The 24,389-nt window shown below is 66.3% G+C and carries 19 protein-coding genes; 13 read left to right on the top strand and 6 right to left on the bottom strand.

The window, feature by feature from the left end; translation table 11 throughout:
* Positions 1 to 4 precede the first annotated feature (4 nt).
* Positions 5 to 541 (bottom strand): Fe-S cluster assembly transcriptional regulator IscR, encoded by a 537-nt coding sequence (gene iscR / locus B2J89_RS07675; RefSeq protein WP_169168555.1) that lies wholly within the window; start codon positions 539 to 541, stop codon positions 5 to 7.
* Between the two features lie 230 nt (positions 542 to 771).
* Positions 772 to 2,865, bottom strand: coding sequence for an excinuclease ABC subunit UvrB (gene uvrB / locus B2J89_RS07670; RefSeq protein WP_169168554.1), 2,094 nt, complete (start codon positions 2,863 to 2,865; stop codon positions 772 to 774).
* 114 nt (positions 2,866 to 2,979) lie between these two features.
* On the opposite strand from uvrB, the gene B2J89_RS07665 reads away from it, so the two are divergent.
* Positions 2,980 to 4,176, top strand: a complete 1,197-nt coding sequence (locus B2J89_RS07665) for an amino acid aminotransferase (RefSeq protein WP_169168553.1) — start codon at positions 2,980 to 2,982, stop codon at positions 4,174 to 4,176.
* Positions 4,177 to 4,303: 127 nt separating this feature from the next.
* Here B2J89_RS07665 and ygiD read toward each other — a convergent pair whose 3' ends face one another.
* Entirely contained in the window at positions 4,304 to 5,203 is a 900-nt protein-coding gene (gene ygiD, locus B2J89_RS07660) for a 4,5-DOPA dioxygenase extradiol (protein WP_169168579.1), read from the bottom strand.
* 116 nt (positions 5,204 to 5,319) lie between these two features.
* On the opposite strand from ygiD, the gene B2J89_RS07655 reads away from it, so the two are divergent.
* A complete protein-coding gene (locus B2J89_RS07655; RefSeq protein ID WP_169168552.1) occupies positions 5,320 to 6,213 on the top strand; it encodes a CoA transferase in 894 nt (297 codons plus the stop codon).
* Positions 6,214 to 6,586: 373 nt separating this feature from the next.
* Here the strand turns inward: B2J89_RS07655 and B2J89_RS07650 are convergent, their stop codons facing one another.
* The gene (locus tag B2J89_RS07650; RefSeq protein ID WP_169168551.1) at positions 6,587 to 7,399 is read right to left on the bottom strand and encodes a DNA-binding transcriptional regulator; all 813 of its coding nucleotides are present in this window, start codon (positions 7,397 to 7,399) and stop codon (positions 6,587 to 6,589) included.
* A 228-nt stretch (positions 7,400 to 7,627) separates the two neighbouring features.
* Between B2J89_RS07650 and B2J89_RS07645 the strand changes: the two genes are divergently transcribed.
* The 8 genes from B2J89_RS07645 to B2J89_RS07610 all read left to right on the top strand — a co-directional run bounded on the left by B2J89_RS07645 (position 7,628) and on the right by B2J89_RS07610 (position 15,998).
* A complete protein-coding gene (locus tag B2J89_RS07645) occupies positions 7,628 to 9,397 on the top strand; it encodes a bifunctional 3-(3-hydroxy-phenyl)propionate/3-hydroxycinnamic acid hydroxylase (RefSeq protein ID WP_169168550.1) in 1,770 nt (589 codons plus the stop codon).
* A gap of 33 nt (positions 9,398 to 9,430) precedes the next feature.
* The gene (locus tag B2J89_RS07640) at positions 9,431 to 10,348 is read left to right on the top strand and encodes a 3-carboxyethylcatechol 2,3-dioxygenase (protein ID WP_240964769.1); all 918 of its coding nucleotides are present in this window, start codon (positions 9,431 to 9,433) and stop codon (positions 10,346 to 10,348) included.
* 42 nt (positions 10,349 to 10,390) lie between these two features.
* Positions 10,391 to 11,173, top strand: coding sequence for a 2-keto-4-pentenoate hydratase (mhpD, locus tag B2J89_RS07635; protein WP_169168548.1), 783 nt, complete (start codon positions 10,391 to 10,393; stop codon positions 11,171 to 11,173).
* A gap of 82 nt (positions 11,174 to 11,255) precedes the next feature.
* Positions 11,256 to 12,230: a tripartite tricarboxylate transporter substrate binding protein gene (locus B2J89_RS07630; protein WP_169168547.1), complete on the top strand. Its 975-nt coding sequence runs from the start codon at positions 11,256 to 11,258 to the stop codon at positions 12,228 to 12,230.
* 16 nt (positions 12,231 to 12,246) lie between these two features.
* Positions 12,247 to 13,197 carry an acetaldehyde dehydrogenase (acetylating) gene (locus tag B2J89_RS07625; protein WP_169168546.1) on the top strand — a complete coding sequence of 317 codons (951 nt, stop codon included), beginning with the start codon at positions 12,247 to 12,249 and terminating at the stop codon, positions 13,195 to 13,197.
* 11 nt (positions 13,198 to 13,208) lie between these two features.
* Positions 13,209 to 14,276 (top strand): 4-hydroxy-2-oxovalerate aldolase, encoded by a 1,068-nt coding sequence (gene dmpG, locus B2J89_RS07620; protein ID WP_169168545.1) that lies wholly within the window; start codon positions 13,209 to 13,211, stop codon positions 14,274 to 14,276.
* A 128-nt stretch (positions 14,277 to 14,404) separates the two neighbouring features.
* The gene (locus B2J89_RS07615) at positions 14,405 to 15,274 is read left to right on the top strand and encodes an alpha/beta fold hydrolase (RefSeq protein WP_169168544.1); all 870 of its coding nucleotides are present in this window, start codon (positions 14,405 to 14,407) and stop codon (positions 15,272 to 15,274) included.
* Between the two features lie 220 nt (positions 15,275 to 15,494).
* On the top strand, positions 15,495 to 15,998 hold the full coding sequence (locus B2J89_RS07610) for a hypothetical protein (protein ID WP_169168543.1): 504 nt from the start codon (positions 15,495 to 15,497) through the stop codon (positions 15,996 to 15,998).
* A 57-nt stretch (positions 15,999 to 16,055) separates the two neighbouring features.
* On the opposite strand, the gene B2J89_RS07605 is transcribed toward B2J89_RS07610, so the two are convergent.
* Complete coding sequence (locus B2J89_RS07605; RefSeq protein WP_169168542.1) at positions 16,056 to 18,422, bottom strand: YgiQ family radical SAM protein; 2,367 nt, start codon at positions 18,420 to 18,422, stop codon at positions 16,056 to 16,058.
* A gap of 109 nt (positions 18,423 to 18,531) precedes the next feature.
* Positions 18,532 to 18,987 (bottom strand): azurin, encoded by a 456-nt coding sequence (gene azu, locus B2J89_RS07600; protein ID WP_169168541.1) that lies wholly within the window; start codon positions 18,985 to 18,987, stop codon positions 18,532 to 18,534.
* A 193-nt stretch (positions 18,988 to 19,180) separates the two neighbouring features.
* Between azu and B2J89_RS07595 the strand changes: the two genes are divergently transcribed.
* The 3 genes from B2J89_RS07595 to B2J89_RS07585 all read left to right on the top strand — a co-directional run bounded on the left by B2J89_RS07595 (position 19,181) and on the right by B2J89_RS07585 (position 24,367).
* Entirely contained in the window at positions 19,181 to 19,774 is a 594-nt protein-coding gene (locus tag B2J89_RS07595) for a YigZ family protein (RefSeq protein WP_169168540.1), read from the top strand.
* An 85-nt stretch (positions 19,775 to 19,859) separates the two neighbouring features.
* Positions 19,860 to 22,760, top strand: coding sequence for an EAL domain-containing protein (locus tag B2J89_RS07590; protein ID WP_169168539.1), 2,901 nt, complete (start codon positions 19,860 to 19,862; stop codon positions 22,758 to 22,760).
* A 179-nt stretch (positions 22,761 to 22,939) separates the two neighbouring features.
* Positions 22,940 to 24,367: a dihydrolipoyl dehydrogenase gene (locus B2J89_RS07585; protein ID WP_169168538.1), complete on the top strand. Its 1,428-nt coding sequence runs from the start codon at positions 22,940 to 22,942 to the stop codon at positions 24,365 to 24,367.
* Positions 24,368 to 24,389 lie beyond the last annotated feature (22 nt).

The raw sequence follows: 24,389 nt of genomic DNA, 5'->3' as shown, positions 1-24,389 counted from the left end.
CGGCTCAAGACTTGGCGAAAACGTTGCCCAGGGCAAAAACCGAATTCGGTGCGTTCACGCGGATCGGCTTGACCACCGGGGTGGTGGAAATGGCACGGCGCACGGCGGGCTTGTCTTCGATCTGCACGCCCTTGGCCAGTTGCTCGTCCACCAGCTTTTGCAGCGTGACCGAATCCAGGAATTCGACCATGCGCTGGTTGAGCGCGGCCCACAGTTCGTGGGTCATGCAGCGGCCGGCTTCGCCCAGGCAGTTTTCCTTGCCGCCGCACTGGGTGGCGTCGATGGGTTCGTCCACGGACACGATGATGTCGGCCACAGTGATGTCAGCGGCTTTGCGCGCCAGGGTGTAGCCGCCGCCAGGTCCGCGGGTGGATTCCACCAGCTCGTGGCGGCGCAGCTTGCCAAACAGCTGCTCCAGGTACGACAGCGAAATGCGCTGGCGCTGACTGATGGCAGCCAGGGTGACGGGGCCGTTGTTCTGGCGCAGGGCCAGATCAATCATGGCGGTGACCGCAAAACGGCCTTTGGTAGTGAGACGCATCGCAAGCTCCTTCGTAGGCTTGTTGGTTCAAGAAACCCCTGTTTCGCTAGCTGATCGGCTGCGGGGGCGCCGTCTCCACCCAGTACCCTGCGCGGTCTTGTCGCTCAGGGCTCTTCATCGCGGGGTATTTGTTGAGTGTTTGAGGCAAGTATACCACAAATCCCCACTTAATTGGTCGGATAAGAATACCGATCGGTCACGATGTTTTCATTCGGGTCGCAAAACCCCTTTCACTTCTGGGGCAAAGCAATCACGTTGTCGCCACCGTGGGCGCCAAAGGCCTGGTCCTTGAGCCGGCTCAACTGGTCACGCACGCGGGCCGCCTGCTCGAACTCAAGGTTGCGCGCATGGTCCAGCATCTGTTTTTCGAGGCGCTTGATCTCGCGCGCGATGTCCTTCTCGGACATGTCCTCGACCCTGGCGCGCTGCAGTGTCTCCTGCTCCAGGCGCTCGGCATCCTTGCCTGCCTTCTCGCTGTAGACCCCGTCAATCAGGTCTCGCACCCGCTTGACAATGCTGCGCGGCGTGATTCCCTGGGCTTCGTTGTGTGCGATCTGCTTGGCGCGCCGGCGTTCCGTCTCGCCCATGGCTTTTTTCATCGAGTCGGTGATGCGGTCGGCGTAAAGGATGGCCTTGCCGCTCACGTTGCGCGCCGCACGGCCGATGGTCTGGATCAGGCTGCGTTCGGCGCGCAGGAAGCCTTCCTTGTCGGCGTCGAGGATCGCCACCAGCGACACCTCGGGAATGTCCAGGCCTTCGCGCAGCAGGTTGATGCCGACCAGCACATCGAATGCGCCCAGCCGCAGGTCACGGATGATCTCCACGCGCTCGACCGTGTCCACGTCCGAGTGCAGGTAGCGCACCTTGACGCCGTTGTCACTCAGGTAGTCGGTCAGCTGCTCGGCCATGCGCTTGGTCAGCGTGGTGATCAGCACGCGTTCGCCCAGGTCGGCGCGGATGCGGATTTCCTGCAGCACATCGTCCACCTGGGTCGCGGCCGGCCGCACCTCCACGAGGGGATCGACCAAGCCGGTCGGCCGCACCAATTGCTCCACCACCTGGCTCGAATGGGTCTTTTCATAGTCGGCCGGCGTGGCCGAGACGAACACGACCTGGCGCATGCGCCGCTCGAACTCCTCGAACTTGAGCGGCCGGTTGTCCAGCGCGCTGGGCAGCCGGAAGCCATATTCGACCAACGTCGTCTTGCGTGCGCGGTCGCCGTTGTACATGGCGTTGAGCTGCCCGATCATCTGGTGGCTCTCGTCGAGGAACATCAGCGCATCCTTGGGCATGTAGTCGGTCAGTGTGCTGGGCGGATCGCCCGGCGCGCTGCCCGACAGGTGGCGCGAGTAGTTCTCGATGCCCTTGCAGTGCCCCACTTCGCTGAGCATTTCCAGATCAAAGCGCGTGCGCTGCTCCAGCCGCTGGGCCTCGACGAGCTTGCCGTCGCCTACCAGCTGCTGCAGCCGCTCGGCCAGTTCGGTCTTGATGGCCTCGACCGCCATCAGCACCTGGTCGCGCGGCGTCACATAGTGGCTGCTGGGATAGACGGTAAAGCGCGGAATGCTCTGGCGCACGCGCCCCGTGAGCGGGTCGAACAGCTGCAGGCTCTCGACCTCGTCGTCGAACAGCTCGATGCGCACCGCCAGCTCCGAATGCTCGGCCGGAAACACATCGATGGTGTCGCCGCGCACGCGAAAATTGCCACGCGCGAAGTCGGTGTCGTTGCGCTGGTACTGCATGCGCACCAGCTGCCCGATCACCTCGCGCTGCCCCAGCTTGTCGCCCACGCGCAGCGTCATCACCATGCGGTGGTAGCTCTCGGGGTTGCCGATGCCGTAGATGGCCGAGACCGTGGCCACGATGACCACGTCGCGCCGCTCGAGGATGCTCTTGGTGCACGAGAGGCGCATCTGCTCGATGTGCTCGTTGATGGCGCTGTCCTTCTCGATGAACAGGTCGCGCTGCGGCACGTAGGCCTCGGGCTGGTAGTAGTCGTAGTAGCTCACGAAGTACTCGACGGCATTCTTCGGAAAGAACTCGCGAAACTCGGAGTACAGCTGCGCCGCCAGCGTCTTGTTGGGCGCGAAGACGATGGCCGGACGGCCCATGCGCGCGATCACGTTGGCCATGGTGAAGGTCTTGCCCGAGCCGGTCACGCCCAGCAGCGTCTGGAACACCTCGCCGTCGCGGACACCCTCGACCAGCTTGTCAATCGCCTCGGGCTGGTCGCCCGCCGGCGGATAGGGCTGGTACAGCTCGAACGGCGAATCCGGAAAGCTGACGAACTGCCCGGTGGCGGGCGCGGCAGAGACTTCGTGCATGGCGTGTGGTGTGGCTGCGCAGCCTGCGCGGCGCCGCTAAAATTCATGGGTTAACCCGAAAGCCTACCGTAGCTTGGGGCTAGCAGACCAATTTCCACCTCCCAAGGACTTTTCATGTCTCTGTTCTCCGCCGTCGAAATGGCCCCCCGCGACCCCATCCTGGGTCTCAACGAACAATTCAACGCCGACACCAACCCCCACAAGGTCAACCTCGGCGTGGGCGTGTATTTCGACGACAACGGCAAGCTGCCGCTGCTGCAGTGCGTCCAGGCCGCCGAAAAGGCCATGATGGACAAGCCCGCCGCACGGGGCTACCTGCCGATCGACGGCATCGTGGCCTACGACACCGCGGTCAAGGGCCTGGTGTTCGGCGAAGCCAGCGAACCCGTCACCGCGGGCCGCGTGGCCACGGTGCAGGCCATCGGCGGCACGGGCGGCCTGAAGATCGGCGCCGACTTCCTGAAGAAGGTCAGCCCCGATGCCAAGGTGCTGATCTCCGACCCCAGCTGGGAAAACCACCGCGCCCTGTTCACCAACGCCGGCTTCACGGTCGAGACCTACGCCTACTACGACGCCGAAAAGCGCGGCGTGGACTTCGACGGCATGCTGACGAGCCTGAATGCCGCCGCCCCCGGCACCATCGTGGTGCTGCACGCCTGCTGCCACAACCCCACGGGCTACGACATCACCGCCGAGCAGTGGGACCAGGTCATCGCCGCGGTCAAGGCCCGCGGCCTGACGGCGTTTCTCGACATGGCCTACCAGGGCTTTGGCCACGGCATCGCCGAGGACGGCGCCGTGATCGGCAAGTTCGTCGCCGCCGGCCTCAACTTCTTCGTCTCGACCTCGTTCTCCAAGAGCTTCAGCCTGTACGGCGAGCGCGTGGGCGGCCTGTCGGTGCTGTGCGCGGACAAGGAAGAAGCCGGCCGCGTGCTGAGCCAGCTCAAGATCGTGATCCGCACCAACTACTCCAACCCGCCCATCCACGGCGGCGCCGTGGTCGCTGCCGTGCTGGGCAACCCCGAGCTGCGCGCCCTGTGGGAAAGGGAGCTGGGCGAAATGCGCGTGCGCATCAAGGCGATGCGCCAAAAGCTGGTCGACGGCCTCAAGGCTGCCGGCGTTCGGCAGGACATGTCGTTCATGACGCAGCAGATCGGCATGTTCAGCTACTCGGGTCTGTCCAAGGACCAGATGGTGCGCCTGCGCAACGAGTTCGGCGTCTACGGCACCGACACCGGCCGCATCTGCGTGGCCGCGCTCAACCACAACAACATCGACTATGTCTGCCAGTCGATTGCCAAGGTGATCTGAGCAGCTGAACGCTGCATGCCCCTCGGGGACTGAAAAAACCGCCCGAGGGCGGTTTTTTCAGTCCTATTCAGGGCTCTAGCCCAATACCATCCATTGCCAACAGCTATTCATTCAATAGCATCCGTCCTCAACCCCACACCACCGAACGCATCGAAATCGAGGCGGCTTGGTAATTGGCATTGAAGAACCGCGGCATCTCGCCCGCATCCGCCGCCCCCGCGGCATAGAGCAGCGGCAGGTAATGCTCGTGCGTGGGGTGGGCCTGGAGCGCCACCGCGCCCAGCTTCTGAAAATCCTGCAGCGCGCCGAGATCGCCCTTCTTGATCTGCTCCTGCACCACCGTGTCAAATTCGACCGCCCAGTCGTAGGCTTCGTGCGCAGCCGTGCCGCGGCGCGTGGCGCGCAGGTTGTGCACGATGTTGCCGCTGCCCACGATCAGCACGCCGCGCTCGCGCAGCGCCTTGAGCTGCAGCCCCAGCGCGTAGTGCTCGGCCGGCGCCCGGCTGTAGTCCATGCTCAGCTGCAGCACCGGGATCTCGGCCGCGGGGAACATGGGCTTGAGCACCGACCAGGTGCCGTGGTCCAGCCCCCAGTCGCCCTCGTCCACGCTGATCGACTTGCCCGTGGACGGCGCTTTCAGCTGCGCGGCCAGCGCGCGCGCCACGGCGGGCGCGCCCGGCGCGGGGTACTGCTGGTCGAACAGCGCCTGCGGGAAACCGCCGAAGTCGTGGATGGTCTTGGGCCGGGCCATGCCCGTGAGCTGCCAGCCGCGCGTGAGCCAGTGCGCCGATATGCACAGGATCATCTGTGGCTGGGGGCCGCGTGCCGCGAGTTCAGCGCCCAGCGCCTGCCAGCTGCGGCGGTAGGCGTTGTCCTCGATGGCGTTCATGGGGCTGCCATGGCCCACGAACAGCACCGGCAGGCGCGGCGAGGGTTTCAAGGACTGCAGCGCAGGCAGCACGGCGGCGTCAGACAAGGGGGTCACGAAAGCTCCTGGAAATGTGCTCAGGCCCGCCAAGGCGGCCAGGGAAGTTCTGCGGTGCATGGTGGGGCTGATAATCTTTGCGCTTGGACCCCTGAGGGAGCGGGCCCACGGTCCGAAGTTCCAAGCGCCGCCGATTTCCTCCACGCCCGTCTTGTTCCATGAGCCTGCCCACCACACCCCAGCCCCTCCACGGTACGCGCATCCTGAGCCTGGCGCTCAACCTGCCCGGCCCGGCCGCCCTGCTGCGCTGCGTTCGCATGGGCGGCGAATGCACCAAGATCGAGCCGCTCGCGCCCACTGGCCACGCCAGCGCCGACCCCATGGGACTCTACAGCCCGTTGGCCTATGCCGCGCTGCACCCTGGCGTGCGCGTGCTGCAGGCCCAGCTCAAGACGCCCGAAGGCCAGGCCGTGCTGCAGGCCGAGCTGGCGCGCACCGACGTGCTGATCACCTCGTTTCGCCCCTCGGCCCTGGCCAAGCTGGGCCTGGGCTGGGACACGCTGCAGGCCCACCACCCGCGGCTGTCGCTGGTGCGCATCGTCGGCGCCGCCGGGTCCCGCGCCGAAGAGCCCGGCCACGACCTGACCTACCTGGCCGAGGCGGGCCTCATCACCGGCACCGAGATGCCGCCCACGCTCTACGCGGACATGGGCGGCGCGCTGATGGCCAGCGAGGCCGTGCTGCAGGCACTGCTCGAGCGCGCGCGCACAGGCCGCGGCGTGTGCATCGAGGTCGCATTGGCCGACGCGGCGGCCTGGCTCGCCCAGCCGCGCGACTGGAGACTGACCACGCCGGACGGTGACGTGGGCGGCAAGCACGCGGGCTATCGCATCTACCCCTGCGCCGACGGCCGCGTGGCCGTGGCCGCGCTCGAGCCCCACTTTGCTGCACGCCTGTGCGCCGCCGCCGGGCTGCCCGCCTTTGGCGACGCGGACATGCTGCGCGCACCCGCCACCCACCAGTCCGTGGCCGGCTTCATGCGCACCCAGACCCGTGCCCAGCTCGATGCCCTGGCCATCGCGCAGGACATCCCCCTGCACACCTTGGCCTGACCGCATCGGCTCCCTGCGAAAGCTGGACGCCATCGTCCGCAGGGACGCCACGCGCGCCCCCTTCCACGCAGCGTGAAGCCGCGCAGCGGGGACGCCGCGGCGGTGTACTGGCTAACGGTGGTGTTGCACTGTGCGCTCCTCGCGGCGGGGATCATGCATCTGGTTCGCTAGATGCCCCCGAGAAGGCATTTCAGTTTTGATAGCTGCCAGCACTTACCCAGTAAGCGCTGGCAGCCATTTTGACCAAAAATCCGGGCAGAGCGGCCCCAGCAGGCCCTCGGCTGGACGCAGCGCTCTGCCGGGGTTGCAGCGCCGCGCCCGTGGCGGCTCCTGGGCATCCCAGCGACGGCGGGCCGGGCCGGTTCTGCAGCCTTCAGTCGAGCCATTCACGGCTTGACTTTCCGATGACCGAGGCCAGCGCCTTGAGTGCAGGAACAAAACGCATCTGCAGGTCGGCCGGGGAGACCGCCGCCTTGGGAAATATCATATTGAGCACACCGAGCAGACGCTCCCCGCTGCGCAGCGGCACCGCCACTGCGGCAAAGTGCTGCTCGTGGATCCACTCGCCATCGTTGTAGGCATAACCGCGCTTCTGCGTTTCAAGCACTGTCTTGGCGACGGCCGCTTCGTCACGCGCCATGGCCCCGATCCAGTCGTTGCGCTGGGCCAGCATCGCCAGCAGTGCATTACGTTCGTCGTCCGAGCACGCCGCGAGATAGGCCCGCCCCAGCGCCGTCACAAACACCGGCATCTTCTCGCCGATCATGGCGCGGTGCTGCGACAGCGCGCTGTAACGGTGCGTCGATTCACGCACCACCATGAAGCCTGACTCCATCGTGCCCAGATCGCAGGGCCACAGCAGTTCGCGCACCGAGGCCCGCATCAGCGGCGCCGCGACCTGCGCGACCCAGGCCTCATCCTCGAAACCCTCGCTGAGGCGGCGCACCTCGAACGTGAGGTAGTACTGCCCTTCGCGCTCGCCGCGCCGCACAAAGCCCTCGGCGCGCAGGGTTTCGAGCAGCCGCTTGACCGTGGTGCGGTGCATGCCGCAGGCCTCGGCCAGCTCGGTCGTTGTGGCCATGCCGGCCGGTGCGCTGTTGAGCGCCTTCAGCACATCCAGCCCCCGCGCCAGGCTGCGCACGTCCTTGTACTGCGATTCGGTCACCAAGGGCTTGATCTGGGGCATGGGTGGGGGCTTCAAAGTCGACAATCTGCGGAAAAAACGGGGCTCAATGGCCCTCGAAATCAGGGTTAACCCGTTCGTTTGTGTGCACCTGGTGCACGCAGTTTACGGGTTGACATAGCGCAAACACAATCGCCTCCACTTGCGCTAAAGGCGCCGGCGGCCCGGGCTCTCCTCGGGCCTCCAGGTTTCCGACGCCGCGTGTTCCAACCACCCCCAGGAGCAAGGCCTATGGCCACGAAAACCGAGAAGACCCCCGCAGGATTCGATGCCGACGTCGTCATCGTCGGGGCAGGCCCCGTGGGCCTGACGATTGCCAACAAGTTGGGCATGGCCGGTGTTCCCGCGCTGCTGATCGAAAAGCTCGACAAGATCATCGACTACCCGCGTGCCATCGGCATCGACGACGAGTCCCTGCGCACGTTGCAGACCGCAGGCCTGGTCGACAAGGTGCAGGCGCACATCACGCCCGACCACTGGATGCGTTTTTTCACGGCCAGCGGCAAGTGCTTCGCCTCCATCGAGCCGCGCACCGACGAGTTCGGCTGGTCGCGCCGCAATGCCTTCATCCAGCCCCAGGTGGACGAAATCCTGTACCAGGGCCTCGCGCGCTTCAAGGACACCCAGGTCGTTTTTGGGCAGTCGGTAACTGGCGTGGTCCAAGACGCAGAAGGTGTCACGCTCACGCTGGAAGACAGCCAGGGTGGGCAGCGGACCGTGCGTGCGCGCTACGTGGTGGCCTGCGACGGCGGCAACAGCTTCGTCCGCCGCACGCTCAACGTGCCGTTTGAAGGCCGCACCAAGCCCAATAAGTGGATCGTGGTCGATGTGCGCAACGACCCGCTGGGCACGCCCCACATCGACATGCACTGCGACCCCGAGCGGCCCTATGTGTCGGCGGCGCTGCCGCACGGCATCCGCCGCTTCGAATTCATGGTGATGCCCGGAGAGACCGAGGAAGAACTCTCGAAGCCCGAGAACCTGGCCAAGCTCATGCGCAAGGTGGTGGCCGACCCGGACCAGGTCGATTACATCCGCAAGCGCGTCTACACCCACAACGCCCGCCTGGCCTCCACCTTCCGGGTGGACCGCGTGCTGCTGGCCGGGGACGCCGCGCACATCATGCCGGTGTGGCAGGGCCAGGGCTACAACAGCGGCATGCGCGACGCCAGCAACCTTGCCTGGAAGCTGGCCTGGGTGGTCAAGGGCCTGGCGGGCGACGCCCTGCTCGACACCTATGGCGACGAGCGGCGTGACCATGCCCGCTCGATGATTCACCTGTCCGAAGTGGCCGGTGACATCTTCGCACCCGAAAGCCACACCGCCGCCAAGCTGCGCGACACCGTGATGCTGGCGCTCAATGCGCTGCCCCCCGTGAAGCAGTACTTTGCCGAAATGCGTTTTAAACCGATGCCGCGCTACGAGCGTGGCGTGGTGGTGTTGCCCGAAAAACGCGCGAGCCAGCCCCTGCTGGGCAGCCTGCTCGACCGTGCGGGAGACCACCCGCTGGGCCGCCTGCTGGGCCTCATGGCCGAGAAGAAGGAATCGCCCCTGGGCCGCCTTCTCAATGGTTTCGAGGCACCGCTGGAGACGCCCGTGGGCCGCATGTTCATCCAGCCGCGCGTGACCACCGCAGCCGGCGACACCGTGCGCCTCGATGATGTGATCGGCCTGAATTTCGCCATCGTGGCGTGGGGCACCGATCCCACATTCAACCTGAGCCCCGAGGCCCGCGCCTTCTGGGAGAAGCTGGGCGCCAGGTTCATCACCGCCAAGCCCCAGGTGCAGATGGCCTATACGGGCGACCCCGCCGATGCCCGCGCCGGCGTCATCACGCTGGGCGACACGCAAGGCCGCCTCAAGGAATGGTTTGGCAAGCAATCCAAATCCATCGTGTTCGTGCGTCCGGACCGCTTTGTGGCGGCCCTGTGCTCGCCCCAGGAAGTCTCGGCCGTGACCGCGGCGCTGGCCCGCAAGCTCGCTGCATCTCTGGAGGCCTGAATGCCCAGCGCTGCCAACCGCGCCTTTCTCGGCATGTCGCACTCCCCCCTGCTCGGGCTCAACGCCATCGGCGCAGACGCCCAGGTCGCGCTGGACACCGCACTGGAGCAGGCACGTGCCCAGGTCCATGCTTTCAACCCCGCGTTGATCGTGCTGCTGGGCCCCGACCACTACCACGGCTTTTTCAACGAGCTGATGCCGCCTTTTTGCATAGGCAGCGCGGCCACTTCCGTGGGCGATTACCAAACGCCGTCCGGTGCCCTCAACACCGACGCGACGGTGGCCCTTGCGCTGACCTCGCACCTGATGGACGCGGGCTTTGACATCGCCCTGTCGCGCCGCATGCAGGTGGACCACGGTTTTGCGCAGGCCCTGCAGTTCCTGTGGGACGGCCTCGATACGCCCCCCGTGGTGCCGATCTTCATGAATGCCGTGGCCCAGCCCGGCATTCCGCGCCTGGCGCGCTGCCTGCAGTTGGGCGAGTCCATCGGCGGGTTTCTGGACACCCTGCCGCAGCGCACCCTGGTGATCGGCTCGGGCGGGCTGTCGCACGAGCCTCCCGTGCCGACGCTGGCCCACCCCGATGCGGCCGTGCGCGAACGCATCACCGTCAAGCGTGAGCCCACCGCGGCCGAACGCGACGCCCGGACCCAGCGCGTGATGGCGGCAGGCATGGCACTGGCGCGCGGCGAGTCCGGCATGAAGCCGCTCAACCCCGCATGGGACCGGCACTGGATGGACGCTCTGGAACGCGGCGCCTTTGGAGAGCTGACGGCCATGACGGAAGACTCGATCGAGCAACTGGCCGGGCTGTCGGCCCATGAATCCAAGACCTGGCTGATTGGCCGCGCCGCGCTGCCCGCCCGACCCCTGCCCTGCACGCTGCGCCACTACCAGGCCCTGCCCGAACTGATTGCCGGTTATGGCTTGCTGTTCCAGCACACCGTGTGACCGTTCCGCCCCCGCCTCGCTTCAACCCCACCGAAAGATGCCATGAGCACTCCTGAACAGATCAACGCTTGGGCCGAGCGCCTGCGCGTGGCCGAACAGACCGCGACACCGATGGCGCCGCTGCGCGAAGAAATCGCCGATGCCGCCGACGCGTATGCCGTGCAGTTGGCCAACGTGCGCCACGCGCAGGCCAATGGCCGCCGCATCGTGGGCCGCAAGATCGGCCTGACCTCGACCGCCGTGCAAAAGCAACTCGGTGTGGACCAGCCCGATTTCGGTACGCTGTTTGCCGACATGGTCTATGGCGATGACGAGGAAATTCCCTGGTCACGCACGCTGCAGCCCAAGGTCGAAGCCGAAATTGCCCTGGTGCTGGAGCGCGACCTCGACCTGCCCGACGCCACGCTGGTGGACGTGATCAACGCGACGGCCTATGTGCTGCCCGCCATCGAGATCGTGGGCAGCCGCATCGCGAACTGGAACATCAAATTCATCGACACCGTGGCCGACAACGCCTCAAGCGGGCTGGTCGTGCTGGGCGCCGTGCCTACACGCCTGAATGCGCTGGACCTCAAGCTGTGCGAGATGACCACCGAGCGCGCTGGCACCGTGGTATCGCAAGGCAATGGCAGCGCCTGCCTGGGCCACCCGCTCAACGCTGCCGTGTGGCTGGCGCGCAAGCTCGCCCCGCTGGGCCAGCCGCTGCGCGCGGGCGACCTGGTGATGACCGGCGCGCTCGGCCCCATGGTGGCAGTGCAGCCCGGCGACGCCTTCGAGGCCCGCATCAGCGGCGTGGGTACGGTGCGCACCCGGTTTGGCCAGTAGCCGCCATCGCGGCTTGGCCTCACACCCCCCAATTCAGTCGTTCATTTTCCTTCCCCCACCCTAGACAGCAAAAGAGACAAACATGACACATCGCCGCACCCTCCTCGCCGCATTGGCTACCACCATCATGGCCAGTGGCGCCTGGGCCCAGGCGCCTGCGTTTCCTTCGCGCGCGGTCACCATCGTCGTGCCGTTCCCGGCCGGTGGCATTACCGACACCATCGCCCGCGCCCTGGCCCAGAAAATGGGCGACACGCTGGGCAAGCCCGTGATCGTGGACAACAAGCCCGGCGCCGGTGGCCAGATCGCCGCGGCCCAGGTCAAGCAGGCCGAGGCCGACGGACATACCGTCTATGTGGCAGCGACCGAAATGTTTGCGATCAACCAGAACCTGTTTCGCAAGTTCTCCTACGACCCGCTCAAGGACTTCGCGCCCGTCACCTCGCTGATCGCATCGCCCCTCGTGCTGGTGGTGCCCAGCAACAGCCCCGCCAACTCGGTGGCCGAGCTGGTGCAACTGGCCAAAACCCGCAAGGACGGCCTGAACTTTGCATCGCAAGGCATGGGCTCCATCGGCCATCTGCTCGGCGAGGTGTTCCGGGGCAAGACCGGCGGCACCTTCCAGCATGTGGCCTACAAAGGATCGGCGCCGGCGCTGCAGGACGTGATGAGCGGCCAGGTCGACATGATGTTCGACCCCATCATCAGCACCGGCCCGCTGATCGCCGGCAAGAAGCTCAAGCCCCTGGCCATTGCCGCAGCCAAGCGCGCCGTCCAGATGCCCGATGTGCCCACGCTGGACGAACTGGGCATCCACGGCGTGGACGCTGGCGTGTGGTTTGGTGCCGTGGTCAAGGCCGGAACGCCGGCGCCCGCCATCGCCAAGCTCAACGAAGCCTTTCTGAAGGCGCTGAATGAACCCGACATCCAAAAGCGCTTTGCCGACCAGGGCATGCAGGCCTTCCCCTCGACCTCCGCACAGTTCGGCAGTTTCATCCAGTCCGAAATCTCGCGCTGGGCGCCACTGATCAAGGCCAGCGGCGCCACCGTTGACTGAACACGAAAGGCCCCCCATGACCCGCAAACTCCAAGCCGCCATCATCGGCAGCGGCAACATCGGCACCGACCTGATGATCAAGATCCTGCGCCACGGCCAGCACATCGGGATGGGCGCCATGGTCGGCATCGACCCCGCCTCCGACGGTCTGGCGCGCGCGGCGCGCATGGGTGTGGCAACCACGCACGAAGGCGTGGCAGGTTTGACCCGCATGCCCCAGTTCGCCGACATCGATGTGGTGTTCGACGCGACCAGCGCAGGCGCCCATGTCCAGAACGACGCCTTCCTGCGCAGCTTGAAGCCCGGCATCCGCCTGATCGACCTCACGCCTGCGGCCATCGGCCCGTACTGCATCCCGGTGGTCAACGGCGACGACCACCTCGACGCGCTGAACGTCAACATGGTCACCTGCGGCGGCCAGGCCACCATTCCGATGGTGGCCGCGGTCTCGCGCGTGGCCAAGGTGCAGTACGGCGAGATCGTCGCGTCGATCTCCAGCAAGAGCGCCGGCCCCGGCACGCGCGCCAATATCGACGAATTCACCGAGACGACTTCCAAGGCGATCGAGGTGGTGGGCGGCGCGGCCAAGGGCAAAGCGATCATCGTGCTCAACCCGGCGGAACCCCCGCTCATCATGCGGGACACGGTCTACACGCTGAGCGCTCTCGCCAACGAGGAAGCCATTGCCGACTCGATCGAGCGCATGGCCGCGGACGTGCAGGCCTATGTGCCGGGCTATCGCTTGAAGCAGAAGGTGCAGTTCGACCGCATCGAAGGCCTGAACATTCCCGGCGTCGGTAAGAACCTCAGTGGTCTTAAGACCTCGGTGTTCCTGGAGGTCGAGGGCGCCGCCCACTACCTGCCCGCCTACGCGGGCAACCTGGACATCATGACCAGCGCCGCGCTGCGCACCGCCGAGCACATGGCCCGGCGCATCCTGGCCTCTGCAACAGCCGTGGCCGCCTGAAGGAGAACCGCATGAGCACCCCCATTTCCAAAAAGATCTACATCTCTGACGTGACACTGCGCGACGGCAGCCACGCGATCCGCCACCAGTACAGCGTGGCCCAGGCCATGCAGATCGCCAAGGCCCTGGACGACGCCAAGGTCGATTCGATCGAGGTCGCCCACGGCGACGGCTTGCAAGGTGGCAGTTTCAACTACGGCTTTGGCGCCCACACCGATGTGGAGTGGATAGCCGCCGTGGCCAGCGTCGTCCAGCACGCAAAGATCGCCACCTTGCTGCTGCCTGGCATCGGCACCGTGCACGATCTGAAGGCCGCCTACGACGCCGGCGCGCGCATCGTGCGCGTGGCCACGCATTGCACCGAGGCCGACATCAGCCGCCAGCACATCGAGTACGCGCGCCACCTGGGCATGGAGGCCGTGGGCTTTCTGATGATGAGCCACATGCAGACGCCGCAGGGCCTGGCCCAGCAGGCCAAGCTGATGGAGAGCTACGGTGCCACGGTGTGCTACGTGGTCGATTCGGGCGGTGCCTTGAGCATGAACGACGTGCGCGACCGCTTCCGCGCATTCAAGGATGTCCTGAAGCCCGAAACGCAAACGGGCATGCACGCCCACCACAACCTGAGCCTGGGCGTGGCCAACTCCATCGTGGCGGTGGAGGAAGGCTGCGACCGCGTGGACGCAAGCCTGGCGGGCATGGGCGCGGGTGCGGGCAACGCGCCACTCGAAGTGTTCATTGCCGCCGCCGCCCGCCTGGGCTGGAACCACGGCTGCGACCTGTACCAGCTGATGGACGCGGCCGACGACATCGTGCGCCCGTTGCAGGACCGCCCGGTGCGCGTGGACCGCGAGACACTGGCGCTCGGCTATGCGGGTGTGTACAGCAGCTTCCTGCGCCACTCGGAAGTGGCCGCGCAGAAATACGGACTCAAGGCCGTGGACATCCTGGTGGAGCTGGGCAAGCGCCGCATGGTCGGCGGCCAGGAAGACATGATCGTGGACGTGGCGCTCGATCTGCTCAAGGCGCGCGAGCATGACCGCATTCATGCGCAGCCGGTGATGAGCGAAGCGGGCTGAGGCCCTGCGCCACCGAGCCCAGTCTTTCGCGGCACCCATCTCAGTGCCAAATCAGCCTCCAGCGCTTATTCAGTAAGCGATCTAAGCTATATTTTTGATAGTAAAAGCCACCCACACAAGGAACTCCCGTGACTGTCAACACCCCCGCCATCATCGAATCCGGTACCAGCAAGTTCGTCCGCATCAAGGAAGGCGATCTGGACCTGCAACTGCACTACAACGACGTCGGCCAGGGGGCAGAGACGGTGGTCATGCTGCATGGCTCTGGCCCCGGCGCCAGCGGCTGGGCCAACTTCAACCGCAACATCGAACCGCTCGTGAACGCGGGCTACCGCGTGGTCCTGATGGACTGCCCCGGCTGGAGCAAGAGCGACGCCATCGTCAACACCGGCTCGCGCTCGGAGTTGAACGCCCGCGCATTGAAGGGCCTGATGGATGCCATCGGCCTCGACAAAGTCCATATCGTCGGCAATTCGATGGGCGCGCACAGCACCGTGGCGTTTGCGCTGGCCCACCCTACGCGCGTGGGCAAGCTGATCCTGATGGGCGGCGGCACCGGTGGCCCCAGCCAGTTCGTGCCCATGCCCACCGAAGGCATCAAGCTGATCGGTGCGCTTTACCGCGACCCGACGATTGAAAACCTCAAGCGCATGATGAATGTGTTTGTGTACGACACGAGCCACCTGACCGACGCGCTGTTCCAGGCACGCCTCGACAATATGCTGGCCCGCCGCGACCACCTGGAAAACTTCGTCAAGAGCAGCACGGCCAACCCCAAGCAGTTCCCCGATCTGGGCCATCGCCTCGGCGAAATCTCGGCCGACACGCTGGTGATCTGGGGGCGCGACGACCGCTTCGTGCCCATGGATGTGGGCTTGCGCCTGATCTGGGGCATCCCCAACGCACAGCTGCACGTGTTCAACCAGTGTGGCCACTGGGCCCAGTGGGAGCACGCCGACAAGTTCAACCGGCTGGTGCTCGACTTTCTCACGCACTGATGGGTGCGCCGCACTGACGACCCGGCACGCCGGCCGCGGCACGCGCAGCAACAGCGCACACCACGTCCATCGTTGGTGGGCGCTTCAGCCCTCCGCCAGCTGACGGGGCCGAGGCTGCGACCGTACCTACCCGGTGCGCGCCGAGGTGAAGAGGCCTTTTCCTACATGCTGCCGGGTCGTTGCGCAGTCCAATGCAGAAACTGCACTCTGGGAGATTGGTATGCAACCGCTTGTCGTCACCTCGGCCATGACCACCCTGAACGGCGTCTTCTACCCGAAAGGACACGTGTTTGCGCTGTTCAAGGACGAAGACAGCGCAAAGCAGGCGGCAGATTCGCTGTACTCCTCACACCACCAGGGCAACATCGTGCACGCCGACCCCGACTGCATCCGGCGCGAGATCACGCACACTATCGAAGGGATAGAAACGACCTTGCCGTCCCCCGGCGCCGACAACGACCTGGTGCGCCGCATTGACGACCTGGCTCGCCGCGGCTTCCACGGCCTGCTGGTCGAGGTGCACGGCAAGGACAACATCGAGAACCTGCAGGCCGCCGTGGAGGCCCACGGCGCGGCGGCGGCGTTTTACTACCGCACCTTCATCATCGAAGAGCTGGTGGCCCAGCCCAAGGACATGGACGACCAGACGGTGGTGTCCGGCACCCACGCGGCCGGTCCGCACCCCGACGCAGGCACGCCGCCACGCACTTCAGGCCGCTCCTGACACCGCGGCAACGCCCGTTCCGCAAACGGTGTCCGCTATGTTCTCAAGCGGGAAATATCACCGTGGCCGGCGCGCCGCGGGCTTGGCGCTGCCGGTTTCGCGCGGCGGCAGGCCGGTGTGCTGCGTGAGCAGCCGACCCTTCTGCGGCTTGCCGGGCGCAGCAGCCTTGCCAGTGGTCGAATTGGTGCGGCGCGCGCTCTGGTAGCTGCCGTCCGTGGCCGGCTGGAATGTCGGGATCAGGTGGTGCTTGCCGTTGCCGATCAGGTCGGCGCGGCCCATGGCCTTGAGCGCCTCGCGCAGCAGCGGCCAGTTGTTCGGGTCGTGGTAGCGCAGGAAGGCCTTGTGCAGGCGCCGGCGCTTTTCGCCGCGCACGACAGACACCTCTTCGCTGTCGCGCGTGATCTTGCGCAGCGGGTTCTTGCCCGTGTGGTACATCGCCGTGGCCGTGGCCATGGGGCTGGGGTAGAAGGCCTGCACCTGGTCGGCGCGGAAGCCGTTCTTCTTGAGCCAGATGGCGAGATTCATCATGTCCTCGTCGCTCGTGCCCGGGTGGGCGGCGATGAAGTACGGAATCAGGAACTGCTTCTTGCCGGCCTCTTCGCTGAACTTCTCGAACAGCTGCTTGAACTTGTCGTAGCTGCCAATGCCCGGTTTCATCATCTTGTCCAGCGGACCGGACTCGGTGTGCTCGGGCGCGATCTTCAGGTAGCCGCCGACATGGTGCTGCACGAGTTCCTTGACGTATTCGGGCGACTTCACGGCCAGGTCGTAGCGCAGGCCCGAGCCGATCAGGATCTTCTTGACGCCGCGCAGCGCACGGCCCCTGCGGTAGATCTGGATCAGCGGGTCGTGGTTGGTCGTGAGGTTCTGGCAGATGCCGGGGAACACGCAGCTGGGCTTGCGGCAGGCGGCCTCGATCTCGGGGCTCTTGCAGCCCAGGCGGTACATGTTGGCCGTGGGACCGCCCAGGTCGGAGATGGTGCCCGTGAAGCCCTGCACCTTGTCGCGGATGTCCTCGATCTCCTGGATGATGGAATCTTCCGAGCGGCTCTGGATGATGCGGCCCTCGTGCTCGGTGATCGAGCAGAAGGTGCAGCCGCCAAAGCAGCCGCGCATGATGTTGACCGAGAAGCGGATCATCTCCCACGCCGGGATCTTGGTCGCGCCGTCGTGGCGCCCCTTCTCGTCGGCATAGCTGGGATGCGGGTTGCGCGCATACGGCAGGTCGAACACATGGTCCATCTCGGCCGTGGTGAGCGGAATCGGCGGCGGGTTGATCCACACATCGCGCGCCGTCGCGCCCTCGCCGTGCGCCTGCACCAGGGCGCGGGCATTGCCGGGGTTGGTTTCCAGGTGCAGCACACGGTTGGCGTGGGCATAGAGCACGGGGTCGCTCTTGACCTGCTCGTAGCTGGGCAGGCGGATCACGCTGCGCTCGCGCGGCGGCACCTTGAGCTTGGTGCGCAGCGCCGGGTTGGGCACGAAGCTGATGGCCTGCACCGACGGCTGGGCCGCTACGCTGGCCAGCGCCTTGGGGCCATTTTGGCCTGTAACGCAAGCTGCGCCTTCGTCATTAGCTCCTGAATCGGGAGCATCTTCCTTGCTGCAGCTGCTGCCCTGGGCCGCGGCCTGTTCGCTGGTCGTCTGGTAGGGGTTGATGTGTGACTCGACACGGCCGGGCTCGTCGACGCTGCGCGAGTCGATCTCGAACCAGCCGCCTGGCGCGCTGCGGCGCACAAAGGCGGTGCCGCGCACATCGGTGATGTGTTCCACGGGCTCGCGCGCGGCGATGCGGTGCGCGACCTCGACCAGGGCGCGCTCGGCGTTGCCGTACAGCAGCAGGTCGCACTTGGCGTCGACCACGATCGAGCGGCGCACCTTGTCGCTCCAGTAGTCGTAGTGCGCGATGCGGCGCAGGCTGCCCTCAATGCCGCCGAGCACGATCGGCACGTCCTTGTAGGCCTCGCGGCAGCGCTGGCTGTAGACGATGGCCGCGCGGTCGGGGCGCTTGCCGCCCACGTCGCCGGGCGTGTAGGCGTCGTCGCTGCGGATTTTGCGGTCCGCCGTGTAGCGGTTGATCATCGAATCCATGTTCCCGGCCGTCACGCCCCAGAACAGGTTGGGCTTGCCCAGCGCCTTGAACGGCTCGGCGCTCTGCCAGTCGGGCTGGGCAATGATGCCGACGCGAAAGCCCTGGGCCTCGAGCGTGCGGCCGATCACCGCCATGCCAAAGCTCGGGTGGTCGATATAGGCGTCGCCCGTGACCAGCACGATGTCGCAGCTGTCCCAGCCCAGTTGCTCCATCTCGGCGCGGCTCATGGGCAGGAACGGGGCCGTGCCAAAGCGTTTGGCCCAGTACGGGCGGTAGCTGGTCAGCGGTTTAGCGGCGCGCGCAAAAAAGGAAACGTCGACGGGGGCGTTCATGGGGCATGCATTCCGGGGGTAACCCGGCAGTGTACGTTTTAAAGGTTTCCGGCCCTGGGTAAGGGTTTCTATGCAGGATCTGCCACCGGCCCGCCGCCGGCCACGGTGCTTATTTGGCCAGCGCCAGCGTGCCCTTCATGAGGGCGGCATGGCCCGGGAACGAGCAGAAATAAGCGTAGGACTCACCCGCCTTGAGCACACTGGTGGCAAAGGTCACCGAGTCGCTCTCGCCGCCACCCACCACCTTGGTGTGCGCGATGGCGCGCGCATCGCCCGCTTTCACGTAGTTGTTGCCCAGGCCCGCGGCCGCTCCGTCGGTCACCACGCCCTGCATGTCGGCCGCCTTGCTCAGCACCCAGTTGTGCCCCATGGATGCCTTGGGCAACTTGCCCACATGCTTGAGCGTCACCGTGAACTGCTTGCAGCTCGCGGGCACCGCAATGCTGCTTTTGTTGAACTGCATCGCGTCATTGCCGTCGATTTCGGTCGCGCAGTCCGCTGCCCATACGGGCGTTGCCGCCACCAGCGCGAGCGCGAATGCCACAGGTTTCCAATGCTTTGCCATGACAAACTCCTTCAAAAATTGAAGAACAGGCGCTGCGCAGAACCAGCCCGCCGCAGCGGCCTGAAGGGAGCAGATCATGCGCTCCGGCCCGACAAGGCGCCACCACACCGCCAAAGGCTGCTTCACTGTCGCCGTCTTTCGCAGCAGGGTGCCGGGCTGCGCGCACAGGCCCCTGCGTTAAGCTCGCCCGCCCATGCCTTTCACCGTCTCCGCCCCCACCCACAGCGACCTCACCATCAAGAAAAGCCGCTTCATCGGCTGCGTCCAACCCATGGCCGACCGGGCCGCGGCCCAGGCCCATGTCGATGCGCTCTGGAAGCAGCACCCGGGCGCGGCGCACATCTGCTGGGCGCTGATGGCGGGCGGCCAGTCAGCGGCGGTGGACGACGGCGAACCCGGCGGCACCGCCGGGCGCCCCATGCTCGATGTGCTGCGCCACCACGACCTCGACGGCGTGCAGGCCACGGTGGTGCGCTACTTTGGCGGCGTCAAGCTCGGTGCGGGCGGCCTGGTGCGCGCCTACACCGACGCCGTGGCCCAGGCCCTGCTGGCAGCAGACAAGGTGCCGCTGCAGCGCATGGCAACGCTGCAATGCCTGGTGCCCTATGCGCTCGAAGGGCTGCTGCGCCGCGAGGTGGAAGCCGCCGGCGCCACGCTGCTGGACGTGCGGCACGGCTCGCTCGTCACGCTGCAACTGCGCCTGCCCGAGGCACAGGCTCACGGCTTCGTGCAGCGCGTCAACGACCACGGCCAGGGCCGTGTCGGCTGGACCGACGCACCGGATTGAGCGCGGACAAATAACAATTTGTTTCGCGCACTACACTTTCGCGCAAACTCACTTCGTCGGTTCAGCGCAACGAACCCGCCAGTCCATGCTGACCCATCCCAGCCACCAACCTGAAGCCCGCCACACCTTCCGTGCCGTGGGCACATTCTTGGTGCTGCTGCTGGCGATCTGCTGGCTGCCGTCCCTGCCGGGCACCAAGGGCGTGGCGCACTATCTGCCGTTGCACATGGCGCTGGAGACGCTGGCGATCGTGGTGGCCGGACTCACGTTTGGCGTGGTCTGGAGCGCGCGGCACGAGCAGTTGCCACGCAACGCATTGCTGCTGGCCTGCGCGTTCCTGGGCGTGGGCCTGCTCGACTTTGCCCACATGCTGTCTTACGAGGGCATGCCGGCCTTCATCACCCCCAACTCCCCCGAAAAAGCCATTCGCTACTGGCTGGCGGCACGGCTGCTGAGCGCGCTGGCCTTGATCGCGGTGGCCTGGCTGCCTTGGACCGCGAGCGCCTCGCAGCCGCGCGCCTTGCCTGTGCTGATGGTGGCCCTGGTGCTGCTGCTGGTCACTGCACTGCACGGCCTGTTTTTCTTTGACCCGCACCTGCTGCCCAACACCTTCGTGCCCGGAGAGGGGCTCACCGCCTTCAAAATTTTCTTTGAGTATGCGTTGATGGCGCTGAACCTGGCCGCGGCCGCCCTGCTGCTGTGGCACATGCGCCTGCCGCGCAGCTTCAACGCCAGCGGCCTGTTCGCGGCGGCGTGCGTCATGGCACAAAGCGAGTTCCTCTTCACACGCTACGCCGGCGTCACCGACATCTACAACCTGGCCGGCCACCTCTACAAGATACTGGCCTACGCCTTTCTGTACCGCGCCGCTTTTGGCGAAACGGTGCAGCACCCTTATGCCCTGCTGCGCGCTTCGCAGAGGCAGTTGCAGGCCACACTGGACGCCCTGCCAGACCCGCTGCTCGAGTTCGACGACGAGGGACGCACCCTGGATGTGCGCACCGGCCACGCCGGCCACCTGCTCGCTCCGTCCCGCCGTTTGCTCGGCAAAACCGTCCAGGACATTCTTCCTCCCGCAGACGCCCGGATCGCCCTGGCCGCTCTGAACGAGGCACGCCAGCACGGGTTCTCCCGCGGCCGCATCGTTGCGTTGCAGGTGCCCGACGGCACACGCTGGTTTGAACTGTCCGTGGCACGAAAGGCCCTGCACCCGGGGCAAGGACAGCGTTTCGTGGTCATACCGCGCGACATCACCCGGCGCAGGCACAATGAAGAGGCCATGCGCACTCTGTCGCAGGCGGTGTCGCAAAGCCCGGTCCCCATCGTCATCACCGACCTGCAGGCGCGCATCGAGTTCGTCAACGACGCCTTCACGCGCACCAGCGAATACACGGCAGCGCAGGTGCTGGGCAAGAACCCGCGCCTGCTGCAGTCGGGCAAGACCCCCGCATCCACCTATTGCAGCATGTGGGCCGAGTTGACACAAGGCAAACCCTGGCAGGGCGAACTGGTCAACCGCAGCCAAAGCGGGCGCGAATTCATTGAATCGGTGCTGATCTACCCGGTGCGCAACGCCGAAGGCGTGGTGACGAACTACCTCGCGCACAAAGAAGACGTGACCGAAATGAAGCGGGCGGCCGAACGCATCCAGCGGCTCTCACACTACGACCAACTCACCGGCCTGCCCAACCGCACGCTGCTGGACACCCGGTTTCAGTACGCCATCCGCCAAAGCGCAACCCTGGCGGTGCTGTGGATCGACCTTGACCGCTTCAAGGACGTGAACGATTCGCTGGGGCACAACGGAGGCAACCTGCTGCTGCTGGAAATATCCCACCGCCTGCGCTCAAGCCTGCAAGACCACGACACCCTGTCGCGCCACTCGGGCGATGATTTTGTCGCCCTGCTGCCCCACACTGGCCAGGGCGAGGCGGCCAAGCTCTGCGTCCGCCTGCTGGACGCGCTTGCACAACCGATGCTGGTGTCGGGGCACGAGGTGTTCCTGACCGCATCGATCGGCATCGCCATCTTCCCCGACGACGGCGACCACCTTGAAGCCCTGCTCAAGAATGCCGAGACCGCCATGTACCGCGTCAAGGACGACGGGCGCAACAACTACCGCTTCTTCACGCCCGAGATGCAAGTGCATTCCGCGCGTGCGCTGGCCCTGGGCAACGCCCTCAAGCAGGCCCTGCACCGGGGCGAGTTGCACCTGGTGTACCAGCCGCAGATAGCGCTCAAGGACGGCAGCGTCGTGGGTGCCGAAGCCCTGCTGCGCTGGAACCACCCGCAATGGGGCGCCGTGTCGCCGGCGGAATTCATTCCGCTGGCCGAGGCCAGCGGGCTCATCGTTCCAATGGGTGAATGGGTATTGAACACCGCGCTGCATCAGCTGCGCGCCTGGCTGGATGGCGGCCTGCCCATGATGACCATGGCGGTCAACCTCTCGGCCGTCCAGTTCGGGCAGCCCGGCCTGCCCGAACTGGTCGGAGAACTGTTGGAGCGCACCGGCGTGCCCGCCGAAGGCCTAGAGCTGGAACTGACCGAAGCCGTGGCCATGAAAGCGCCAGAAGTCGCGGCCCAGAAAATGCGGGAATTGCGCCAGCGCGGCGTCCGTTTGTCCATCGACGACTTTGGCACCGGCTACTCGTCGCTGAACTACCTCAAGCGCTTCAAGATCAACAAGCTCAAGATCGACCAGTCCTTTGTGCGCGACATCGGCACCGACCCGGACGACCAGGCCATCGCCACCGCCATCGTCCAGATGGCCCACAGCCTGGGCATGGCCACCATCGCCGAAGGCGTGGAAACCGCCGAGCAACTGGCCTTTCTGCGCGCGCGCGGCTGCGACGAAGTGCAGGGCTACCACTACAGCCGACCGCTGCTGCCCGAGCAGTTCGAATCTTTTGTGCGCGCCAACCTGCAAGAGCGCTCAGCCAAGGCCGCGCAAACGGGCCTCCGTGTGGCGGAATATTCTGCTATCTAAAAGATAGCTTTAAGCGCTTACCCTGTAAGCGATACGAGCCAAAAACCCGTCCATCCAGCGCAGGAACTCTGAAGTGGATCTGCAGCCTGGCCGTGCCCGTGCAGACCTGCCCTTCGCCTACACCGCAGCGCCATTGCCTGCGCCACACTGGCGCCTTGCCGTGCTTTCGGAGACAACCCATGGACAACGCCCCCCTCGACGCGGTCATCGTCGGCGCCGGCTCGGCCGGCCTGGCCGCGCTGCGCGAGGTGCGCAAGCGCACCGACCGTTTCCTCATCGTCAACGACGGCCCCTACGGCACCACCTGCGCGCGCGTGGGGTGCATGCCGTCCAAGCTGCTGATCGAGGCGGCCGACGCCTTCCATCGCCGCCACAGCTTCGAAGAGTTCGGCATCACCGGCGGCGCGGCCCTGGCGGCCGATCTGCCTGCCGTGCTGCGCCGTGTGCGCACGCTGCGCGACAGCTTCGTGGCCGGCACGGTGGGCATCACCGACGCGCTGGGCGCACGCAGCGTGGCCGGCCGCGCGCGCCTGCTCGGCCCCACGCAGGTGCAGGTCAACGGCCAGACCTACAGCGCCAAAAGCGTCGTTCTGGCGCCGGGATCGCGGCCCGTGCTGCCGCCCGAGTGGCAAGCGCTGGGTGCGCGCGTGCTCACCACCGATACGCTGTTCGAGCAGACCACGCTGGGCCCGCGCATGGCCGTGGTCGGCATGGGTCCGCTGGGCCTGGAGATGGCGCAGGCACTCGCCCGCCTGGGGGTAGAGGTGCACGGCTACGCCACACGCGACCTGCTCGCCGGGCTGAGCGACGCGTCGGTCAACGCCGCGCTGCGCGAGGCGCTACAGGGCGAATTCACGCTGCACGTCGGCGCCCAAGCCACGCTGCATGCCGTCGACGGCGGCATCGAAGTGCGCAGCGGCACGCAGCGCACCGTGGTCGACCAGGTGCTGGTCGCCATCGGCCGGCGCCCCCAGCTCGCCGGCCTGGGGTTGGAAACGCTCGGCGTGGCGCTCGACAAGCACGGCATGCCCCCCGTCAACCCGCAGAGCCTGCAGGTGGCCGACCTGCCCGTGTACCTGGCCGGAGACGCACACAACCACCGGCCCCTGCTGCACGAAGCGGCGGATGAAGGGCACATTGCCGGCATGAATACCATGGCGCCCGCGCCGCGCTGCTTTCAGCGCCGCACGCCGCTGGCTATCGTGTTCTCCGAGCCCAATGCCGCCGTGGTCGGCCAGGGCCTGACGGCGCTGCAACAGCAGGACGGCCTGGTGTTCGTCACCGGCAGCGTGGACTTTGCCCGCCAGGGCCGCGCGCGCGTTGGCCAGCGCAACGCAGGGCGCCTGAACGTCTATGCCGACCAGGCCAGCGGCCGCCTGCTGGGCGCCGAGCTCTGCGCCCCGGCCGGCGAGCACCTGGCCCACCTGCTGGCCCTGGCCATGGCCCAACAGCTCACCGTGGCGCAGCTGCTGGGCATGCCCTTCTACCACCCCGTCTTGGAGGAAGGCCTGCGCACCGCCCTGCGCGACGCGGATCGCCAGCTGCCCCAAACCAGCGAATCCGACCTCGCCACCTGCAGCGCCATCGGCGCAGACGCGCTCGACTGAGGCAGGCATACGGGCTGAACCA

The organism is Acidovorax sp. SRB_24 (assembly GCF_012931925.1).
Note: the sequence above shows the minus strand (reverse complement) of the source record. Positions and strands in the feature narration are given on the sequence as shown.